General features: G+C 55.4%; 18 protein-coding genes. 15 read left to right on the forward strand and 3 right to left on the reverse strand.

The genetic code is table 11. The features are described 5' to 3' along the window. Positions 1-1,072 precede the first annotated feature (1,072 nt). The 14 genes from ACESLM_RS18105 (at position 1,073) to ACESLM_RS18170 (ending at position 11,398) form a co-directional block, all read left to right on the forward strand. Complete coding sequence (locus tag ACESLM_RS18105) at positions 1,073-1,636, forward strand: hypothetical protein (RefSeq protein WP_372632974.1); 564 nt, start codon at positions 1,073-1,075, stop codon at positions 1,634-1,636. Between the two features lie 33 nt (positions 1,637-1,669). Next, the gene (locus ACESLM_RS18110) at positions 1,670-2,287 is read left to right on the forward strand and encodes a LysM peptidoglycan-binding domain-containing protein (protein WP_372632975.1); all 618 of its coding nucleotides are present in this window, start codon (positions 1,670-1,672) and stop codon (positions 2,285-2,287) included. Continuing rightward, the gene (locus ACESLM_RS18115) at positions 2,284-3,249 is read left to right on the forward strand and encodes an XkdQ/YqbQ family protein (RefSeq protein WP_372632976.1); all 966 of its coding nucleotides are present in this window, start codon (positions 2,284-2,286) and stop codon (positions 3,247-3,249) included. Before ACESLM_RS18110 ends, ACESLM_RS18115 begins: the two co-directional genes overlap by 4 nt. Beyond that, the gene (locus ACESLM_RS18120; protein WP_372632977.1) at positions 3,242-3,661 is read left to right on the forward strand and encodes a hypothetical protein; all 420 of its coding nucleotides are present in this window, start codon (positions 3,242-3,244) and stop codon (positions 3,659-3,661) included. Before ACESLM_RS18115 ends, ACESLM_RS18120 begins: the two co-directional genes overlap by 8 nt. Further along, positions 3,654-4,103: a DUF2634 domain-containing protein gene (locus ACESLM_RS18125; protein WP_372632978.1), complete on the forward strand. Its 450-nt coding sequence runs from the start codon at positions 3,654-3,656 to the stop codon at positions 4,101-4,103. Before ACESLM_RS18120 ends, ACESLM_RS18125 begins: the two co-directional genes overlap by 8 nt. After that, positions 4,103-5,215, forward strand: coding sequence for a baseplate J/gp47 family protein (locus tag ACESLM_RS18130; RefSeq protein ID WP_372632979.1), 1,113 nt, complete (start codon positions 4,103-4,105; stop codon positions 5,213-5,215). Before ACESLM_RS18125 ends, ACESLM_RS18130 begins: the two co-directional genes overlap by 1 nt. Continuing rightward, entirely contained in the window at positions 5,208-5,777 is a 570-nt protein-coding gene (locus ACESLM_RS18135) for a YmfQ family protein (protein ID WP_372632980.1), read from the forward strand. The genes ACESLM_RS18130 and ACESLM_RS18135 overlap by 8 nt, the downstream gene beginning before the upstream one ends. After that, positions 5,777-8,395 carry a hypothetical protein gene (locus ACESLM_RS18140; RefSeq protein WP_372632981.1) on the forward strand — a complete coding sequence of 873 codons (2,619 nt, stop codon included), beginning with the start codon at positions 5,777-5,779 and terminating at the stop codon, positions 8,393-8,395. The genes ACESLM_RS18135 and ACESLM_RS18140 overlap by 1 nt, the downstream gene beginning before the upstream one ends. A 13-nt stretch (positions 8,396-8,408) precedes the next feature. Continuing rightward, positions 8,409-8,828 (forward strand): hypothetical protein, encoded by a 420-nt coding sequence (locus ACESLM_RS18145; protein WP_372632982.1) that lies wholly within the window; start codon positions 8,409-8,411, stop codon positions 8,826-8,828. A 60-nt stretch (positions 8,829-8,888) separates the two neighbouring features. Further along, positions 8,889-9,005 (forward strand): CD1375 family protein, encoded by a 117-nt coding sequence (locus ACESLM_RS18150; protein ID WP_372632983.1) that lies wholly within the window; start codon positions 8,889-8,891, stop codon positions 9,003-9,005. 38 nt (positions 9,006-9,043) lie between these two features. Then, positions 9,044-9,304, forward strand: a complete 261-nt coding sequence (locus tag ACESLM_RS18155) for a hemolysin XhlA family protein (RefSeq protein ID WP_372632984.1) — start codon at positions 9,044-9,046, stop codon at positions 9,302-9,304. Positions 9,305-9,311: 7 nt separating this feature from the next. Further along, entirely contained in the window at positions 9,312-9,617 is a 306-nt protein-coding gene (locus tag ACESLM_RS18160; protein ID WP_372632985.1) for a hypothetical protein, read from the forward strand. Then, a complete protein-coding gene (locus tag ACESLM_RS18165) occupies positions 9,556-10,338 on the forward strand; it encodes a glucosaminidase domain-containing protein (protein ID WP_372632986.1) in 783 nt (260 codons plus the stop codon). Before ACESLM_RS18160 ends, ACESLM_RS18165 begins: the two co-directional genes overlap by 62 nt. 202 nt (positions 10,339-10,540) lie before the next feature. After that, positions 10,541-11,398 (forward strand): hypothetical protein, encoded by an 858-nt coding sequence (locus tag ACESLM_RS18170; protein WP_372632987.1) that lies wholly within the window; start codon positions 10,541-10,543, stop codon positions 11,396-11,398. A gap of 35 nt (positions 11,399-11,433) precedes the next feature. On the opposite strand, the gene ACESLM_RS18175 is transcribed toward ACESLM_RS18170, so the two are convergent. Both ACESLM_RS18175 and mscL read right to left on the reverse strand, forming a co-directional pair. Continuing rightward, on the reverse strand, positions 11,434-12,078 hold the full coding sequence (locus ACESLM_RS18175) for an NUDIX hydrolase (RefSeq protein ID WP_372632988.1): 645 nt from the start codon (positions 12,076-12,078) through the stop codon (positions 11,434-11,436). A gap of 6 nt (positions 12,079-12,084) precedes the next feature. Further along, positions 12,085-12,573: a large conductance mechanosensitive channel protein MscL gene (gene mscL, locus ACESLM_RS18180; RefSeq protein ID WP_372632989.1), complete on the reverse strand. Its 489-nt coding sequence runs from the start codon at positions 12,571-12,573 to the stop codon at positions 12,085-12,087. 105 nt (positions 12,574-12,678) lie between these two features. Between mscL and ACESLM_RS18185 the strand changes: the two genes are divergently transcribed. Further along, positions 12,679-14,442 carry an ATP-binding protein gene (locus tag ACESLM_RS18185; protein WP_372632990.1) on the forward strand — a complete coding sequence of 588 codons (1,764 nt, stop codon included), beginning with the start codon at positions 12,679-12,681 and terminating at the stop codon, positions 14,440-14,442. On the opposite strand, the gene ACESLM_RS18190 is transcribed toward ACESLM_RS18185, so the two are convergent. Beyond that, positions 14,409-15,362, reverse strand: coding sequence for a diacylglycerol/lipid kinase family protein (locus ACESLM_RS18190; protein ID WP_372632991.1), 954 nt, complete (start codon positions 15,360-15,362; stop codon positions 14,409-14,411). The two genes, ACESLM_RS18185 and ACESLM_RS18190, sit on opposite strands and share 34 nt — an antisense overlap. Positions 15,363-15,395: the final 33 nt, after the last annotated feature.

Raw genomic sequence — 15,395 nt, forward strand, 5'->3', positions numbered from 1 at the left:
GCTCTGTGGGTACGTCACCACCTGCGCCCCGGACAGTTCTGGAACCTTCCCCGCGGCGAGCAGCTGTTCCTGATGGCCAGCATGGAGCTCGAGTGGGAAGCGGAGAGAGCGAGGTCGGCGAAGGAAGGAGGGTGATGGGATGGCAGGCGAACAGATTGAGATTATTATCAATGCCAATGGCGTCGCCAGAACGGAACAGGTATTCAAGTCTGTAGACAAGTACCTGGAGAGGATCCATAGACGAGTAGACAAGCTTGGCCGCATGCGGGTGCATCCGATGGCTCGCTTGAACGATCGTGTAACTCCCCAGATCGAGAAAATTAACCGGCTGCTGAACCGGCTAACCGGGCAAATTCGTCGGGTCACGATCGTTCCTGTTATGAAGCTGGAGGCAGCAGCGAAACTATCCGCCGAATTGGAGGCCGCCTTCAAACCGGTATTGGAGATCAAGGTCAAGGCGGATATCAGTGCGGCATTGAAGGCCGTCGCGACTCTGAAGGCCAAGCTGTCGGCAAGTCTCAGACTCATGGCTATTTTGCGGTTAAGGGCATCGCTTACGGTGTTCGTGAAACGCATCGTTAAAGGAAAAAGCGATACGGGCAAAAATTGCCCTCCTTGCAAGGACAAAGGCTCCGGAAAGGGAAAAAATAAATGCCCTCCCGGAAAGGACCAACGCTGTCATCCGAACTTGGGGAAAAGCAATTGCCCTCCAGGGAAAGACAAAGGAAAAGCATCAGGTCCTGGAAAGGGCAAGTGTCCGCCGGGCAAGGACAAGCCGCGCTCTTCAGGAGGAGGGCGAGGAGGAAAAGGAGGGAAACTCAATCTCCCTTGTCCTCCTTGTCCGGATAAAAGAGGGGGCCGTCAACGCCCGGTCAAAGATACGCGCAAAAATATGCCGCTTCCGGACCGGGATCGGCCAGGAGGCGGATCGCGGACAGGGAAGCCTGCCGGAGGCAAGCTCCCCACTGCGTCCAGCCCGTCTAAACCTAAAGGACTTCTCGGTAAAATGACCGAGGGAGCCCGTGGATTTTTCGGAGGGAAGGCCGGAGCCAGCCTCGGCAAGGCAACAAAGTTGGCAGGAAAGGCGATTAAGCCGCTCGGCTTCATTACCGATGCGGTGGACATCCTTAGCGCAAAGCCGGGCGAAGAACGGAATAAAGCGGTCCGAAGCGCGGCCGGAGGCTGGGCCGGCGCAGCTGCAGGCGCGGCTGCGGGCGCAGCCATCGGGTCCGTTATTCCCGGAGTCGGCACCGCAATCGGAGGGCTGGTCGGCGGAGCGATCGGAGGACTTGGCGGCAGCGCGCTCGCCGAAAACATCGGAAACGTCGGCAAGTCGGTTGGAGAGTTCGGCAAAAAAATATCCGGTTTGTTCTCATGGGGCAAAAAGAAGAAGAAGGAAGAAGATCCGGTGGCATTGCCTGCTCCGGAGCAGGCGGCCAAGCCGCATCTGATGCCTGTTCCTCCGTCTATCGGAGGCCCGTCTTCCGCTTCTCCTGGTCCTCTTAACGTGAACCTGCCGGTCGGAGCCGTTCAACTTACGGTTCAGGGCATGGATTTGAATTATGAAGAGCTGTCTGCCATTATCGGCAGCAAAGTCGCGGACGCCATAAGGCGCGCGATGGAGAACAGAACCTGAGCAGCAGAACGAAACGAGAGAAGGTGATCCCGGTTGGACTTTATCATTAGGGACCCCGCTACGAAGAAAAATTTTCATTTTCCGGTCAATCCCGAAGAAGTTCTTATCCGGCGGGAGAAGCAGTACGAGACTGCATCGATTTTGTCGCTTGGCGAAATCGATCTCATTCAAGGGGAGAGGGTCAAGGAGATCGCCTTCTCCTCTTTTTTTCCTAAAGTGTACGATCCGAGGTACTGCCGCGTCGCGGATATTCCCGAGCCCCAAACCGCGATGAACCAATTGACCGCTTTTCTGATGAAAAGGCAGCCGATCCGGTTGCTTATTACGGGGACGATTATCAATACGCTTGCCTATGTGTCTGCTCATGACTCGACCTTAAAGGGTGGGGAAAGCGACGACATCTATTTCGACATTACCTTCCGCACTTATCGGGGAATTAAAGTCGGCAAGGCGCATAAGGCAACGGATAGACCCGATACGAAGCCTGTACCCAAAGTCTACACGGTCAAGCCGGGCGATACGCTGACGGCGATCGCCAAGAGGGAACTGGGAAGCAGCTCGAAGTGGCCTGACATCTACAAGGCCAATTCGAAAGTGATCGGGCGCGACCCGAATCTGATCAGACCCGGACAAAAGCTGGTGATGCCATGAGCTACGAGGTTATATACGCCAATCAGTACGATCTGACCCAGTTGATCGAGGAGTTGTCCCTGGAGGAATCGCTCGATGAGATCGCCTACTGCGCCAATATGAAGTTGGTCGTGACTCCGGACATGCCTATTATTTCTCCAGGTCAAGAAATTCGCGTCTCCGGCATTCCCTTCGGAAGCACGAAAAAGGTAGTTTTGCTGAATCCAGGCGTCGTATGGGAGTGTCACAGCTCGAACCTGGGCCGCAAGCATCTCAGCGTCACGGCTTACGAGAAGACGATCTATCTCGCCAAGTCTGACGATGAACGGCTGATGCCAGCAGGGCAGACCGCGACTGAACGGATTAAGCAGTATGCCAAGGAATGGGGCATTCCGGTGGGCAACATTGCCGATACCCGCATCAAACTCGCCAAAAACATCAAGCGCACGCAGACGATTCTATCGATGATTGTGGAGGATTTGAAGGAGACGGTAGACAAAGGCGGCGCGATGTACCGGACGAGGATGACCGAGCGTGGGCTTGAACTGGTCGAAATCGGCAGCAATCCGATCGTCTGGGAGCTGACTGCGATCGAGGAGATGACCCAAAACCGGACGCTAGAAGGTGCGATTACGCAGGTTAAGGTGATCGGTCCGCAGGAAAGCGAGAATTGGGTGTCCAAGACCCTCGTTCTGGAGAAAAAGGATACCGAGAAGTATGGCACGCTGCAAAAGCTGATCATGGACAACAAGGTTGAAACGGTGGAACAGGCGAAGAAAGTGGCGGCCAAGACGCTGCTTGGTATGCAGGAAACCGTGTCGCTCACGGCGCTGGACATCAATACGATTCGGGCTGGGGACCGGGTGCGCCTGGACGAATGGGAGCTGCTTGTTACGAAGGTGCGTCATCAGCTCGGTTCTCCGGGACGTATGGAGCTTGAGTTGGCCGCGGAAGGCAAAGTCAGGAGGGATTTCGGTGGCTGATCCGTTCAAAAGCTTGGTCGCGACACTGGAGAGCCGATTTTCCGGCATTGCGGCCAAGTCGTTATCTGGAGTGCCTTCGGAGCTGGGTACGATTACGGGATCGGGCGTTAAGCTGGATTCCTTCAAATACGAGATTCCGGACTATTACGTTGCCGACTGGGTGGCGGAGCTGGAACTGCCCGCTTTCTCCCTGATCGGCACGATGACCGCTCCGGTAGATGAAGAAGGTAACGCGACGGGGGGCGGCGCTTCTTCTCAGCGGACGTGTTTTGATTTTGACGAGACGAAAATAGGCGAGGTGCGGCTGAATTGGTCTGCCGGGATCAAGCCTGGAGACCGCGTGCTGGCCGTTCCGGTGAACGGCGGCAAGGATGCCGTCATCGTCTGCAAGGTGGTGAACTCGAATGGCTAATTTGTTTCCGACGGAACTGCCGGCGGAGGAGCCGGAGGAATTGGCGGAACCCGGCGTGTTCTTCGGACGGAGCTGGCGCTTCGACTTCGAAGCGGGTGAATTTGTAACGACGCCGACCGGCAAGGTCGCCGTCAGCGAAGGCAAGGATGCATGGATCGAATGGTGCAAGAAAGCGCTCCTGACCGAGCGGTATCGGCATCTCGTCTACTCTCGTGACTACGGCCAGGAGTTCGAAGATTTGATTCGTTCCGGGCTGCCTCGTTCCGCGATCGAGATGGAGATCCAAAGAATCGCGACCGAGACGCTGATGAGCGATCCCCGTACCGCGAGCGTTGACGATTTTACTTACGAGTGGTCCGGAGAGAGCTGCCGTTTCAGCTGCGTGGTCTCCAACGTCCACGATGAAATGGCGGAAATTCAAGGAATGGCGGTGAATGTGTAATGGCGGCGATACCGGAATTTTTGCAGGATCAGACGGAAGAGACCATTATGTCGAGGATGCTCGAGCGTGTGCCGGCTGACCTCGATAAGTCGGAAGGTTCGTATATTTGGGACTCTCTGTCCCCTGCGGCTTATCAGTTGTACCGGGCCTCCGAATGGGCGCGCGAAGTGCTGGATCGGGGCTTTGCGAGGACGACGTTCGGTCCGTATTTGAGAATGCGGTGCGAGGAGCACGGCGTGTTGCCGAGACCGGCCGTTGAGGCCGCCGGGGCCGTTGTCATGACGGGGAACGCGGGAGCGGCCGTTCCGCTCGGGTCCAGGGTGGCGACTCCGGCCGATGAGATGACGGTGACTTCGTCGATCGAGTACGAAACGACGGAGGCGGCCGTTTTGGACAGCCAAGGCAAGGCGGTCATTCCGATCCGGGCGGTCGAACCGGGCAGTCGCGGCAACGTTCCGATTGGCGCGGTCAGCTTGCTCGTCCAGCCGATCGCGGGCGTAACGGGAATTACGAATACGGCTGCGATTACCGGGGGAGCGGACGAAGAGTCCGATGAATCTCTGCTCGCGCGGTATCTTTTGAAGGTACGTCAGCCGGGCACGAGCGGCAACCGGGCGGACTACCAGCAATGGGCATTGGAGACGCCGGGAGTAAGCCGGGTTCAGGTCGAACCACTATGGGAAGGGCCGGGAACGGTCAGAATCTATGTGCTGGACGATAATAAGAGAGCCCCCGGCCAGACGATCGTGGACGCAGTGCAGCAGCATATTTCCCCCGTTGCCGGCCAGGGAGAAGGCAAAGCTCCGATCGGAGCTGCAGTAACGGTCGAGGCGGCGGTCGAAGTGCCGCTTAACATTGAAGCCAAGTTGACGTTGGCCAGCGGATCGACTTTGGAGCAGGCTCGGGAAGATTTCGAAGCGGGCCTGGCCGACTATTTGGAGCAGCTCGCTTTTGTCGATTCGCTCGTTCGTTACAACCGAATTTCGGCGATCCTGCTGGATATTCCGCGAATCGTCGATTACGAAAATCTGAAAGTGAACGGCGGCGTGGACAATATCGATTTATCGCTTGGCGAGGTCGCGGTAATCGGGGCGGTGAGCTTGAATGAATAGCTATGCGATGACAAGCGTCCGGGGGAAGGAGATGATGTCCTTTCTCCCGGACTATTACGCGACTTCGAGAGTCATGAGCGCCAATATGGAGGCTCAGGGTAAAGAGTTGGACGCGCTATGGCAGGCGCTCGATGGCACGCTTGAACAATATTTTGTCTCGACGGCGACTTGGGGGTTGGAGCATTGGGAAAACGAGCTGGGCATTACAGTCGACACCACGAAGCCCATCGGGCAAAGACGGAGCGTCATTCTGTCCAAGATGCGTGGCATCGGTACGGTCACGGTCAACCTGATTAAGTCGGTGGCCGAGGCCTATGACGGCGGAACGGTCGATGTGACTCTTCAGCCGGAAGCCTATACGTTCACGGTGAAGTTTGTAGATACGCGGGGCATTCCTCCCAACCTGGACGACCTTAAAGCTGTCATCGAAGAAATCAAACCGGCGCACCTCGCTGTCGAATATTCTTTCACCTACACGCAATGGAGCGAACTGAAGCAGAAGACGTGGGGAGAACTTAATACCTTCACCTGGGGTGAAGTGATGACAAGGAGCTGGAGCTAATGGCGGAACTGACTTCCAATATCGGTTTGAAGAAACCGCTAGAGAGCGAATTTGTCAGTATTAACACTTTGAACGAAAATATGGACATCATTGATCAGGCGCTTGGACCTATGGGTGAATTGCCTACGGAGGAAAAGAATGCAGTTGGCGCAATCTCGGAACTATACGATCATTTGGCGGCCAAGCCTTCCAATCAGTTGACGCTAAAGCAGGGTGCCCAGATCGTCCAGGGTGGCGAAGTTCCGGCGATTCTACATCCGACAATGCAAGGACAGACGCTTGTTAATTTGTTGGGGAAACTCGGCAACATGGAGAGCCTTGGCGTACTTTACCAATCCGCAAATGCGACGTCTACACTGGATGTTGTGAACTATCTTGTCGGCAGTAATAGCGTTAAATACACGTCGAATGCAAATGGTGCTATGTCTGCGTATCTTTCCACCGAATCCGGTAAATTCGCGTTACCGAATCCGACCAAATACTACCTAGCCGTCGCATGTTTTAAGAACGGAACAGTGGCAAACGGAGCGTACCTAGTTGCGCAAGCGGTGGGAGCTTCTTTGAACAAGACGGGAAATAGAATTAAAAGCACAACGCAGTTCCTAGAATCCTATGCGACTATCTTACCTTCTGACTTGACAGGCATGACAGCTTTCCGTATGTACGCATACGCGGATAGCACCACTCTAGCAGGGCAGTACGCATATGTGGACGCGATGCGCCTTTACGAGATCACAGCCGCCGAAAAGACGTACATCGACGGACTGACGACCGCCGAGGCTCAAGTGTACATTGCAGCCAAATACCCCTACGTAGATGACATGAAGCACGTAAATGCCGTCTATATCGAGAATAAGGGGATGAATCTGCTTCCGCCGTTTTCGGAGTGGACGCTTCATGCGAATGCGGTTGTTACGGATGCGTATAGTTTTACATTATCAGGTGCGACAAGTTCTTCTGAACTAAATAGTTTATACGATATTCCGGCTGTAAGTGGTCAGTCTTACACATTTTCCGCTGGGTCAGGAAATGGTTATTATCGCATTGGTTATTTGGACGCGAATAAAACTGCCGTTCAGACAGCGACAGATGTAAATGCAGGAGGAACCGTTACTATTACAGCTCCCACAGGGGTTGTATATTTACGTTTTAATGCAAATAACACTTACCCGAACGGTACATTCAATGCAGGAACCTTCACCTTCACCAACCCAATGCTCAACATCGGCTCCGAAGCTCTCCCGTTCGAGCCGCAGAAACCATCCTTTCTCTATCTACCAGACTGCAACCTACGCTCCAATGTAGACGGCAGCGTAGGAGATCGGCTGTATACGGATGGACAAGGCAAACCGAGGGTGACGAGGCGGTTCAGGGAGATGGTGTTGGATGGAACGATGTCTTGGGGAGCTTGGACGGATTACACCGGTTATAAACGTGTTAGAGTCCCTGTAACGTCAGCGATTCCCAATACTGGCGTGTCAGTAAAGTATGACGGGAAGATAATTGCATATGTTGCCGATGGACAACCTGCACCTTCCGCTGATACACAAGCAATTTCTTCAGACGGCTATGCCTATATTTCCATCGCCGACACAGACAGCGGCTGGGGAGAAACCTACACACCTACTGTAGATGAGATTAAGGCTTATTTTAATGGGTGGAAGATGTATGCTTGGGATACAGGGAGCGCTTCTAATCCCTATACAGGTTCAGGTACTAAGGGTTGGATTCCAATAATGGGAGGCACTACCGTAAAGGACAATGTTCCGACTTACTATGCCCAAGGAAATGCAACGTTTTTGCCCTACCGCCTCATGTACCAACTCGCCCAAAGCGTGGACAAGCCAGTCTCCTACGAAGGCTCCTTGATGTTGCATGAGGGCGACAACCAGGTCGAGGTCGAGACGGGGATTGTAGTGCGGGAAGCAGCCAGAGCGTCGTACAATGCGGTTTCAAAAGTATACTGGATAAACGGAAGTTCGAATTTCCCGATTAAATTTAGACCGACTAGAATGCTTAGTGTCTACAGAAATCAAGTAATTGATCGCTGGAAATTCCTTACCCAATCAAGTGCTGTATTGGGACCGGCTTACGCTGAAACACCTGAGTCGTTATACGACCCATCCGCCACCTATTCCGTCACCTACCGGGCCCTCGACACTTATGCGCTCGGCATCGCCCCGCAGACGATCAGCGCCGAGTATGCTCCTAACATCCGGGAGTCGGTGGACAGTTTGGCGCGTGGATTGACGGAAACTAAAACGCAATTGTCGGTGATGCAGAATGTTAAGGCACAGAAACAGCAGCCGCAATGGATTGCGCCGACGTTAATGAGTGGTTGGGTGAATGCAGTTGATGAAGAACCTGCCGGATACTACAAAGACGATAGCGGCGTTGTTCGGATTAGGGGTACTATCGCCGGAGGGGTTACGAACGCATCAACTCAGCTTTTTGTTCTCCCCAATGGATATCGGCCAGCGTATTCACTCTACTATTCTTCTTCGTACAACGGCGTGTCGATATCGCTGAGGATCAGCGCGGTTTCCGGTACGGTGTTTTTTATGTCGGGTGTTACGGCTGTCATACCACTATCCTTTTCATTCCGCGCTGAACAATAAGGAGAGAATCCAAATGAAAGAAGCCATAAAAGTAGACCTGGAAGGCTACTATGTCGAACCGGTCATCGTCCCACTCTCGCAGATGGGCATAACGGAAATCCGCGAGCTGCTGCCCGCAGAAGTCGAAGAAGAACCAAAAGAAATCATAACCGGATATATCATCGCCGAGAAAGTCCCGGAAGGGTTGTTCATACCCCGATGGGACTTTTCTAACTCCGAATGGATCGAAGGCATGTCACAGGAAGAGATCGACGAGATCAGAAATGCCCCTGTGCCATTGTCGCCTGAGCAGAGAATTGCTCAGCTAGAGGTGGAGAGCGTAGAGGTGATGTTGGGATTGACGGAAATTTACGAGTCGCTGGTGGAGACGAACTCGGGGGCGATGCCTGGGTTGCAGAGATTGATGAGCGTGTTTTCGGGCGGAAAGCGATAGGATTGTCGATTTACGAGGTTTAGGGCGTAAGACCTGTCCCCCCAATAAGGAGATGAAACCATGGCACAAATCTACGCCAACCTGATTCGCAAAGGAATCAAAACGATAGAAGACGTACCGGAGTCCAAGCGTGCGGAAGTAGAGGTTATTCTGAATGAGGCTCTGGAGTTCGAATGAGCGGGTAGTAGAAGTTAAATCCCAGGAGGTGTCGCCACATGTCCAGCGAAGAAGCGCGCGTGCTCTCGGAGATTCGGGAGCGCGTCGTCAGGTTGGAAACGAAGATCGATGCGTTGACCGATGTCCGCGAGACGGCGGAGGCGGCGAGAGATACGGCGCATGAAGCGCTACAGTTGACGAAGTCGGCGCATCTGCGGATAGACGAGATTGCCGACAACCAGCGTTGGCTGTGGCGTACGCTGGTCGGGGCAATCGTCGCCACCGTGATTGCGGCCGTGACCAACCTGCAAGGAGGTTGAATACACTATGGACAAACTGATTTCGATGACCGATGAGGTGGCGCTTCTTGCTCCTATAGTCGCCGCATATGTAGGCGTCGCGAAGGAGTTTCGCGTGCCGAGCCGCTACTACCACCTCGTCAGCCTGCTCATCGCGACCGTCTTTATACTCGTACCGCAGCAAGTTCAGCAGACGCTCACGACGATCTCCGTAATCGGATTGACGGCGTCGGGCGTCTATCATTTTACGAAAAAGAGGGAGGAGAGATCCGATGGTCAAGCTCAGCAGGGCGGAGTTTATCGCCACATTGGCTCCGATAGCGATTCGGGTTAGAAGAGAGGGCTCCCCTCTGTTCCCTTCTGTCAGGTTGGCCCAAAATCTGTTGGAAACAGGGGGAGTGCTGCATCCTTGGAACAATCTCGGAGGGATTAAGGTCGGCAGCGGCCAAACGAACGCTTACTGGAAAGGCCAGTACGTGCGCAAGGGAACGTGGGAGGTCGAGAACGGGGCGAGGGTGGATACGACGGCGCTGTTCCGCGCGTACGACAGCATCTACGATTTCTATAAGGATCAGGATCTGCTGCTTCAGCTTCCCCGCTACGAACGCGTCAGGAAGGCGCCTACTCCCGAGATTCAGGCGGAAGCCCTGCGTCTGAGCGGTTACGCGACCGATCCGCAATACGGCTCGAAAATCATCGCTCTTATCCAGAGCAATCGTCTGACTCCGTACGACGAACAGGCAGCTCGTCCAGAACCGGCGAATCCTCCGCAACGGGAGCCGCTGACGATTCCCGTCCGGCTTAACGGTAAACCGCTTGCCGAGGGAAGCCTAATCTCCGGCCAGACTTGGGTACCCGCAAGAACGGTGGGCGAAGCACTCCAGCTCAAAATCGGCTTCACGAATAAAACTGTCACGGCAAACGGTAAGCCGCTCCCGACTCTATTAGTCGGCAACGTCGGATATGTGCCGGTGAGAGATTTGATCGCAGTCCACGATACGGCGAAAGTGACCTGGAGCGGCGCGGATAACTCGGTCGACATTAAGACGGGGTAAACGTGATATTCGCACGGATGTGGAGTCGCTGATAAATCCCGTCGAGTTCCGCATAGCTATGCGGTCGGAGGACAATCCGTCCCTGTCCCGCACATCGCCAATTAGGCACCAGTACCCACCCGAGCTCCCTCTGCATATGCTATAGGCAATTATACTGCCCGCAGACCGCGCAGGCGGCATATCTTTGGAGGGGGCTGACCCGATGTCGCGCATTCCGAATTTTCCGCAGAGCCTGCTCGACGAGCACAAGAATTGGCATCATGCCCGGCACAACGTCAACATCAACAACCCGCCGCCCGGCTACGGGCTGGAGTTTTTGCAGTTTCACCGCGATTTCATCGACCGCGCGCAGGCTTGGTATCGCCAGAACGGATTCGATCCGAATCTGATCGAGGCCTGGGTTTCCGTTCCCGAAGCGATCCGAAGGACACCCTGCTACAATCAGGCGGCCGAGGCGAGAATTCTATTCCGGCCGGAGTCGTTCGCGAGCGCCGACGAGTTTGGGCGATTCATCGAATCGTCGAACCTTCACGCCTGTATCCATCAGGAGTCGGCCAGGCTGCTCGGAGAGCCGGAGCTGAATGACTTCGATTACGCGCCGAGGCACACGGAATTTTATAACATCCACAATATGATCGACCGTTGGTACCGCAACTGGGAGGGGCTTGGCCGCTTCCGCCCGGACGGAGGGTATTGGTATGGCTCGTTCGAAGGAGACGGAGACGAGATTCTGCTGTACAATTCGTTGTTCGGAGATTGGTGGTTGGGCAAGCTGAGCGAACAAAGCGCCGTCGGAAACGATCCTTCCCACGAGATGAGGGTGGAATGGACAGCGATCGGGGACAGCCGCAAGTTCGGGCCGATGAACGACGGACGTCTGTTTCGCATCTGGGATGCGGACGGCGACGGCAAGCTCGAAGTGCTGTTCCGGCACCCGACTCAGGGAGATTGGATGGAAGGGAAAATAAAGAACGGGCGGATCGGCTGGCAGCCGATTCGGCTTAAGCCGTTCGGTCAGCCAGACGATTCCACCCGAGGCTCCAGACTGCATTTAGTTTAGTTCCGCTCCCGACGACAGTAACCTTCTCATCCGCTTCATCGCCCCACGAGCCCTTGCAGAAACTTAAATACGGAGACGTAGTAGCTCAAGTCCCGCTCTACGAAAGAGCTGCAGGCGACCTCGACTTCCGCGGCCTGCAGCTTGCCCTCGCGAAGGGCCGCACCCCTTGCGCGGACAAGCTCCCGCCGCCCTTCAATCAGCTCGATCAGCTCGTCCGCGTCCGCCTCGTAGAGGCCGGCGACTTCTTCCTCTTGCAGCCGGAAGTCCGTCACCTGCATCGACACTTCCAGGCCGTAGACCCGGCTGACTTCATTGTCGACGTAAGCCTCGCCTCCGACCACTCCTTCACCTTGCTCGCGAACGATCCCGTACTCGCGCAGCGCCTCGAAGCTCACCTCGACGCCAAGCTCCTCCCGCAACTCGCGAACGATCGCTTCCGGCGTTTCGCCGGCTGCCAGATGTCCGGCCGCCGTAATGTCGAAGCAGCCGGCTCCCGTATCTTTATTCGCGGAACGCTGCTGGAACAGCACTATGGCGACCGTACGGCCCTCCCGTTCTTCCCGGCGAACGAGCCAGCAATGGACCGTATGGTGCCAGAAGCCTAGCCGGTGCGCTTCTTTGCGCTCGGCCGTGCCGATCCAGACGTCGTTGTCATCGTAGATGTCGAAGAGCTCGGTCAACGGCGGTTACCCGTTGGCCGGGGAAGCTTGTCCGACCGGCGTTACTTCGGATGTGCAGTGGGAGCAGCGGGAAGCGGCCTTCGGAATGTCGGACAGGCAATACGGACACTCGCGCGTCGTCGGTTCGACCGGTACCGGGGCTTCCTCCTCTTTTTTACGGCTGAGTCTGTTGATTACCTTTACGAGCAGGAACACGCACAAGGCGACCAGCATGAAGTCGATCAGGATGTTGATGAATTGCCCGTAAGCGATGACGGGAACCCCGGCAGCCTGAGCTTCCTCCAGGGATTTCGCGGTCGTATCGGCCAACGGAACGTACAAATCCTTAAAGTTCACGTTGCCCAGAAGCTTGCCGATCGGGGGCATCACGACGTCGTTGACGAGCGAGGTGACGATTTTGCCGAAGGCCGCCCCGATTATGACTCCGATTGCGAGATCCACGACATTGCCCCGCATGGCGAAAGTCTTAAATTCGCTGAAAAATGACTTAAACATACCGAAACCTCCAATTTTAGACTTTATCAGAAAAGGAATTTGCTGGCACTTGTCGAATGCTATAAAACAAAAGCAACTGAAGTCAGATTATGCGAGGGATAAGAGATGAACGGTACCGTAGCCTCATGGCCCCCTTTTTTTCTGCTGCTGGCACTGTTAATTAGCATACTCGCATCTTATACCATGTTCAACTTCATTAGCAATCTCAAACGTTCAAACGGCACATTCCGCCAGTTCTGGCTGGCCGGAGGAGCATTCGTATTCGGATTGGGATTGTGGGCGAAACACTTCGTGGCTCTGCTGGGCAATCATGAGCCGATCATATTCACATGGGTGATGCCGGTTGCGCTGATGTTCATTATTTTCTTCTCGTTGATGGCTTTCGTGATGCTGACCTTCCAGGGTGTACTGAGGTATCGCTTGGTATACGGCAGCTCGATACTCGCCTTCGGCGTCGCCATCATGAACTACTTCAGCGTGTTCGGCCCGAAGATCGAGCGTCTGGAAGTCCAGCCGGGCAAGCTGTTCCTGTCTTTGCTGATGCTGTTTTTCGGTACGCTGCTGGCGTTCATGCTGGCGGAATCGACGTTCAAGTTCCGGAAGTTCATGGCGAGCGTATTGCTCGGGACGCTGGTCGTCTGGCTGCAACTGTTAGGCACGCAGGCGCTCAGAGTCGAATATTCGGCGGGCATCTACAGCACGTCGGACAAGCTTACTCAGGACATCAATCTGCTGGCGCTGATTCTCGGGTTGGGCGCGTTGCTCATTCTCGTCTCCACTCTCATTACCTGGTACATAGACAAGCGGTTGAACCAGATGGACGAGCGTTACAGGCTGCTGGTAGAGAACTCCCTCGATACGATCGCGATTCTGAAGGGCAGCCGCTGGGGCTTCGTCAACGCCGCCGGCTTGAGGATGTTCGAGGCGGAGAGCGAGAGCGACCTTCTGGGCAAGTCGATCTACTCTTTCCTGCCCGCCAAGGACCACAACACGATCAAGGAGAGACTTCACAACCTGGTATTCGTGGGCAGCAGCAAGCCGATCGAGCAGGAATGGTTTACGTTAAAAGGGAAAGTGCTGCATACCGAGATCGTGGAGACGATGACGACGCTGGACAACGAGCCGGCCATTCAGATTATCATTCGCGACATTTCCGAGCGGAAGAAGAACGAGGAACTGCTGATCAACTCGGAGAAGCTGTACGTGGCGGGCCAATTGGCGGCGGGCATCGCTCATGAAATCCGCAACCCGCTCACCTCGCTTAAGGGCTTCCTGCAGCTGATCGTCTCCGGAAGAAGAAACAATAACAGCTACTACGACATTATGAATGCCGAGCTCGACCGCATCGAAGACATCGTCAGCGAGCTGCTGATGCTCTCGAAGCCGCAGGTGTACGAGCTGACCTACCAGGACTTGCGCGTAATGATGCGCGATACGGTGACGCTGCTGGAGACGCAGGCGATCCTTCACAATATCGCGATCGAAGCGGAATACGGCACGGAGCCGCTCTGGATCTACGGGGTGGAAAATCAGGTCAAGCAGGTGTTCATCAACGTTATCAAGAACGCGATCGAAGCGATGAGCGACGGGGGGGCGATCGGAATCAAGCTGTCGCGCGAGCATGACGGGGTGTTCGTTCGCATTCGCGACGAGGGGCCGGGCATCGGGGAAGATCAACTGGCGAAAATGGGACAGCCTTTCTATACGACGAAGGAGAAGGGGACGGGACTCGGACTGATGGTCAGCTACAAGATCGTAGACAACCATCAGGGCAAGATCGACGTCAAGAGCGAGCTCGGCAAGGGCACGCTGTTCGAGATCATGCTGCCCTTTCGCTACCCGGAAGCCGAGATCAAGAAGTCCAGCTGACCGGGGCGAATCTCTGCCCGGAGCGGAGTGTGTCCGGCAGGCTCTCCGTCTCCGAAGGCGAGCATCGCGATCTCGGTTTCTATCTCCGCAGCGCTTCCCGATAGCAAAGTTACATAACGAGTCCAACGAACGTGCTTGCCGAAGAGAACGGTCGGGAAAATCGTGAGGAAACGAACAACGCTGCACCCGTGCACGACGCATACGTGAAGGAGCCCGTCGTCCGGTTGGGCGGACGGGCTTATTCGCAATCCGCCTCCGTAAGTAGGAACGTTGGTGACGGCGGACAGCCAGCATCTATCAAAACGGCGAGCCTTCCCGTCGATCGTGACCTTCACGGTTCGGGGCTTGAACTTGCCGAGGATGCGCAGCAGGCCGATTACATAAGCGATAGAGCCGACGCCGATTCGATTGCACCATTTCTTGTACGAAGAGCCGTTGACGTCCGCCGCTACCGCAGCGTCGAGACCGATGGCGACGGCGGTCAGCGTATGCTGGGGTTGCCCGTTCTCCTCGAAAGTCTCCAATAAATCTATCTTTCGCGTATGTCCCGCCACAATGAGCTCGAGGGCGCGAAGAGGGTTCCCGGGAATGCCGAGAGCGCGGGCCGTATCGTTGCCCGATCCGGACGGGATGAGGCCAAGCGGAAGGCCGGAACCTGCAAGCAAGGGGAGCAGACCGTGCAGGGTGCCGTCGCCGCCGACTACGGCAACCGCTTTCAAATCGCCGCGATCGATGCGTTCGCGAACGAGAATGCGGGCCTGCTCGGCAGATGAAGTCGAGATGCGGTCGTAGGCGGCACCGAGCCGGACAAGTTCGGCTTCTAACCGTCTCCATACGGAGAGACTGCGGCCGTTGCCGGAAGTTTCGTTGACGACGAACAGAATCAAGTTGCCCAATCCTCTCTGAAGTTGGCTGATCATTCCTCCATTATAAGGGGACGCCGGGGGATCGGG

It is taken from the genome of Cohnella sp., from assembly GCF_041641335.1.
GTDB lineage: Bacteria > Bacillota > Bacilli > Paenibacillales > Paenibacillaceae > Cohnella.

What these genes read in the sequence shown, in the direction of transcription:
- ACESLM_RS18155 (WP_372632984.1), top strand. Translation starts at nt 9,044, where the DNA reads ATGTCCAGCGAAGAAGCGCGCGTGCTCTCGGAGATTCGGGAGCGCGTC.
- ACESLM_RS18115 (WP_372632976.1), top strand. Translation starts at nt 2,284, where the DNA reads ATGAGCTACGAGGTTATATACGCCAATCAGTACGATCTGACCCAGTTG.
- ACESLM_RS18140 (WP_372632981.1), top strand. Translation starts at nt 5,777, where the DNA reads ATGGCGGAACTGACTTCCAATATCGGTTTGAAGAAACCGCTAGAGAGC.
- ACESLM_RS18150 (WP_372632983.1), top strand. Translation starts at nt 8,889, where the DNA reads ATGGCACAAATCTACGCCAACCTGATTCGCAAAGGAATCAAAACGATA.
- ACESLM_RS18135 (WP_372632980.1), top strand. Translation starts at nt 5,208, where the DNA reads ATGAATAGCTATGCGATGACAAGCGTCCGGGGGAAGGAGATGATGTCC.
- ACESLM_RS18160 (WP_372632985.1), top strand. Translation starts at nt 9,312, where the DNA reads ATGGACAAACTGATTTCGATGACCGATGAGGTGGCGCTTCTTGCTCCT.
- ACESLM_RS18185 (WP_372632990.1), top strand. Translation starts at nt 12,679, where the DNA reads ATGAACGGTACCGTAGCCTCATGGCCCCCTTTTTTTCTGCTGCTGGCA.
- ACESLM_RS18145 (WP_372632982.1), top strand. Translation starts at nt 8,409, where the DNA reads ATGAAAGAAGCCATAAAAGTAGACCTGGAAGGCTACTATGTCGAACCG.
- ACESLM_RS18165 (WP_372632986.1), top strand. Translation starts at nt 9,556, where the DNA reads ATGGTCAAGCTCAGCAGGGCGGAGTTTATCGCCACATTGGCTCCGATA.
- ACESLM_RS18130 (WP_372632979.1), top strand. Translation starts at nt 4,103, where the DNA reads ATGGCGGCGATACCGGAATTTTTGCAGGATCAGACGGAAGAGACCATT.
- ACESLM_RS18125 (WP_372632978.1), top strand. Translation starts at nt 3,654, where the DNA reads ATGGCTAATTTGTTTCCGACGGAACTGCCGGCGGAGGAGCCGGAGGAA.
- ACESLM_RS18170 (WP_372632987.1), top strand. Translation starts at nt 10,541, where the DNA reads ATGTCGCGCATTCCGAATTTTCCGCAGAGCCTGCTCGACGAGCACAAG.
- ACESLM_RS18190 (WP_372632991.1), bottom strand. Translation starts at nt 15,362, where the DNA reads ATGATCAGCCAACTTCAGAGAGGATTGGGCAACTTGATTCTGTTCGTC.
- mscL (WP_372632989.1), bottom strand. Translation starts at nt 12,573, where the DNA reads ATGTTTAAGTCATTTTTCAGCGAATTTAAGACTTTCGCCATGCGGGGC.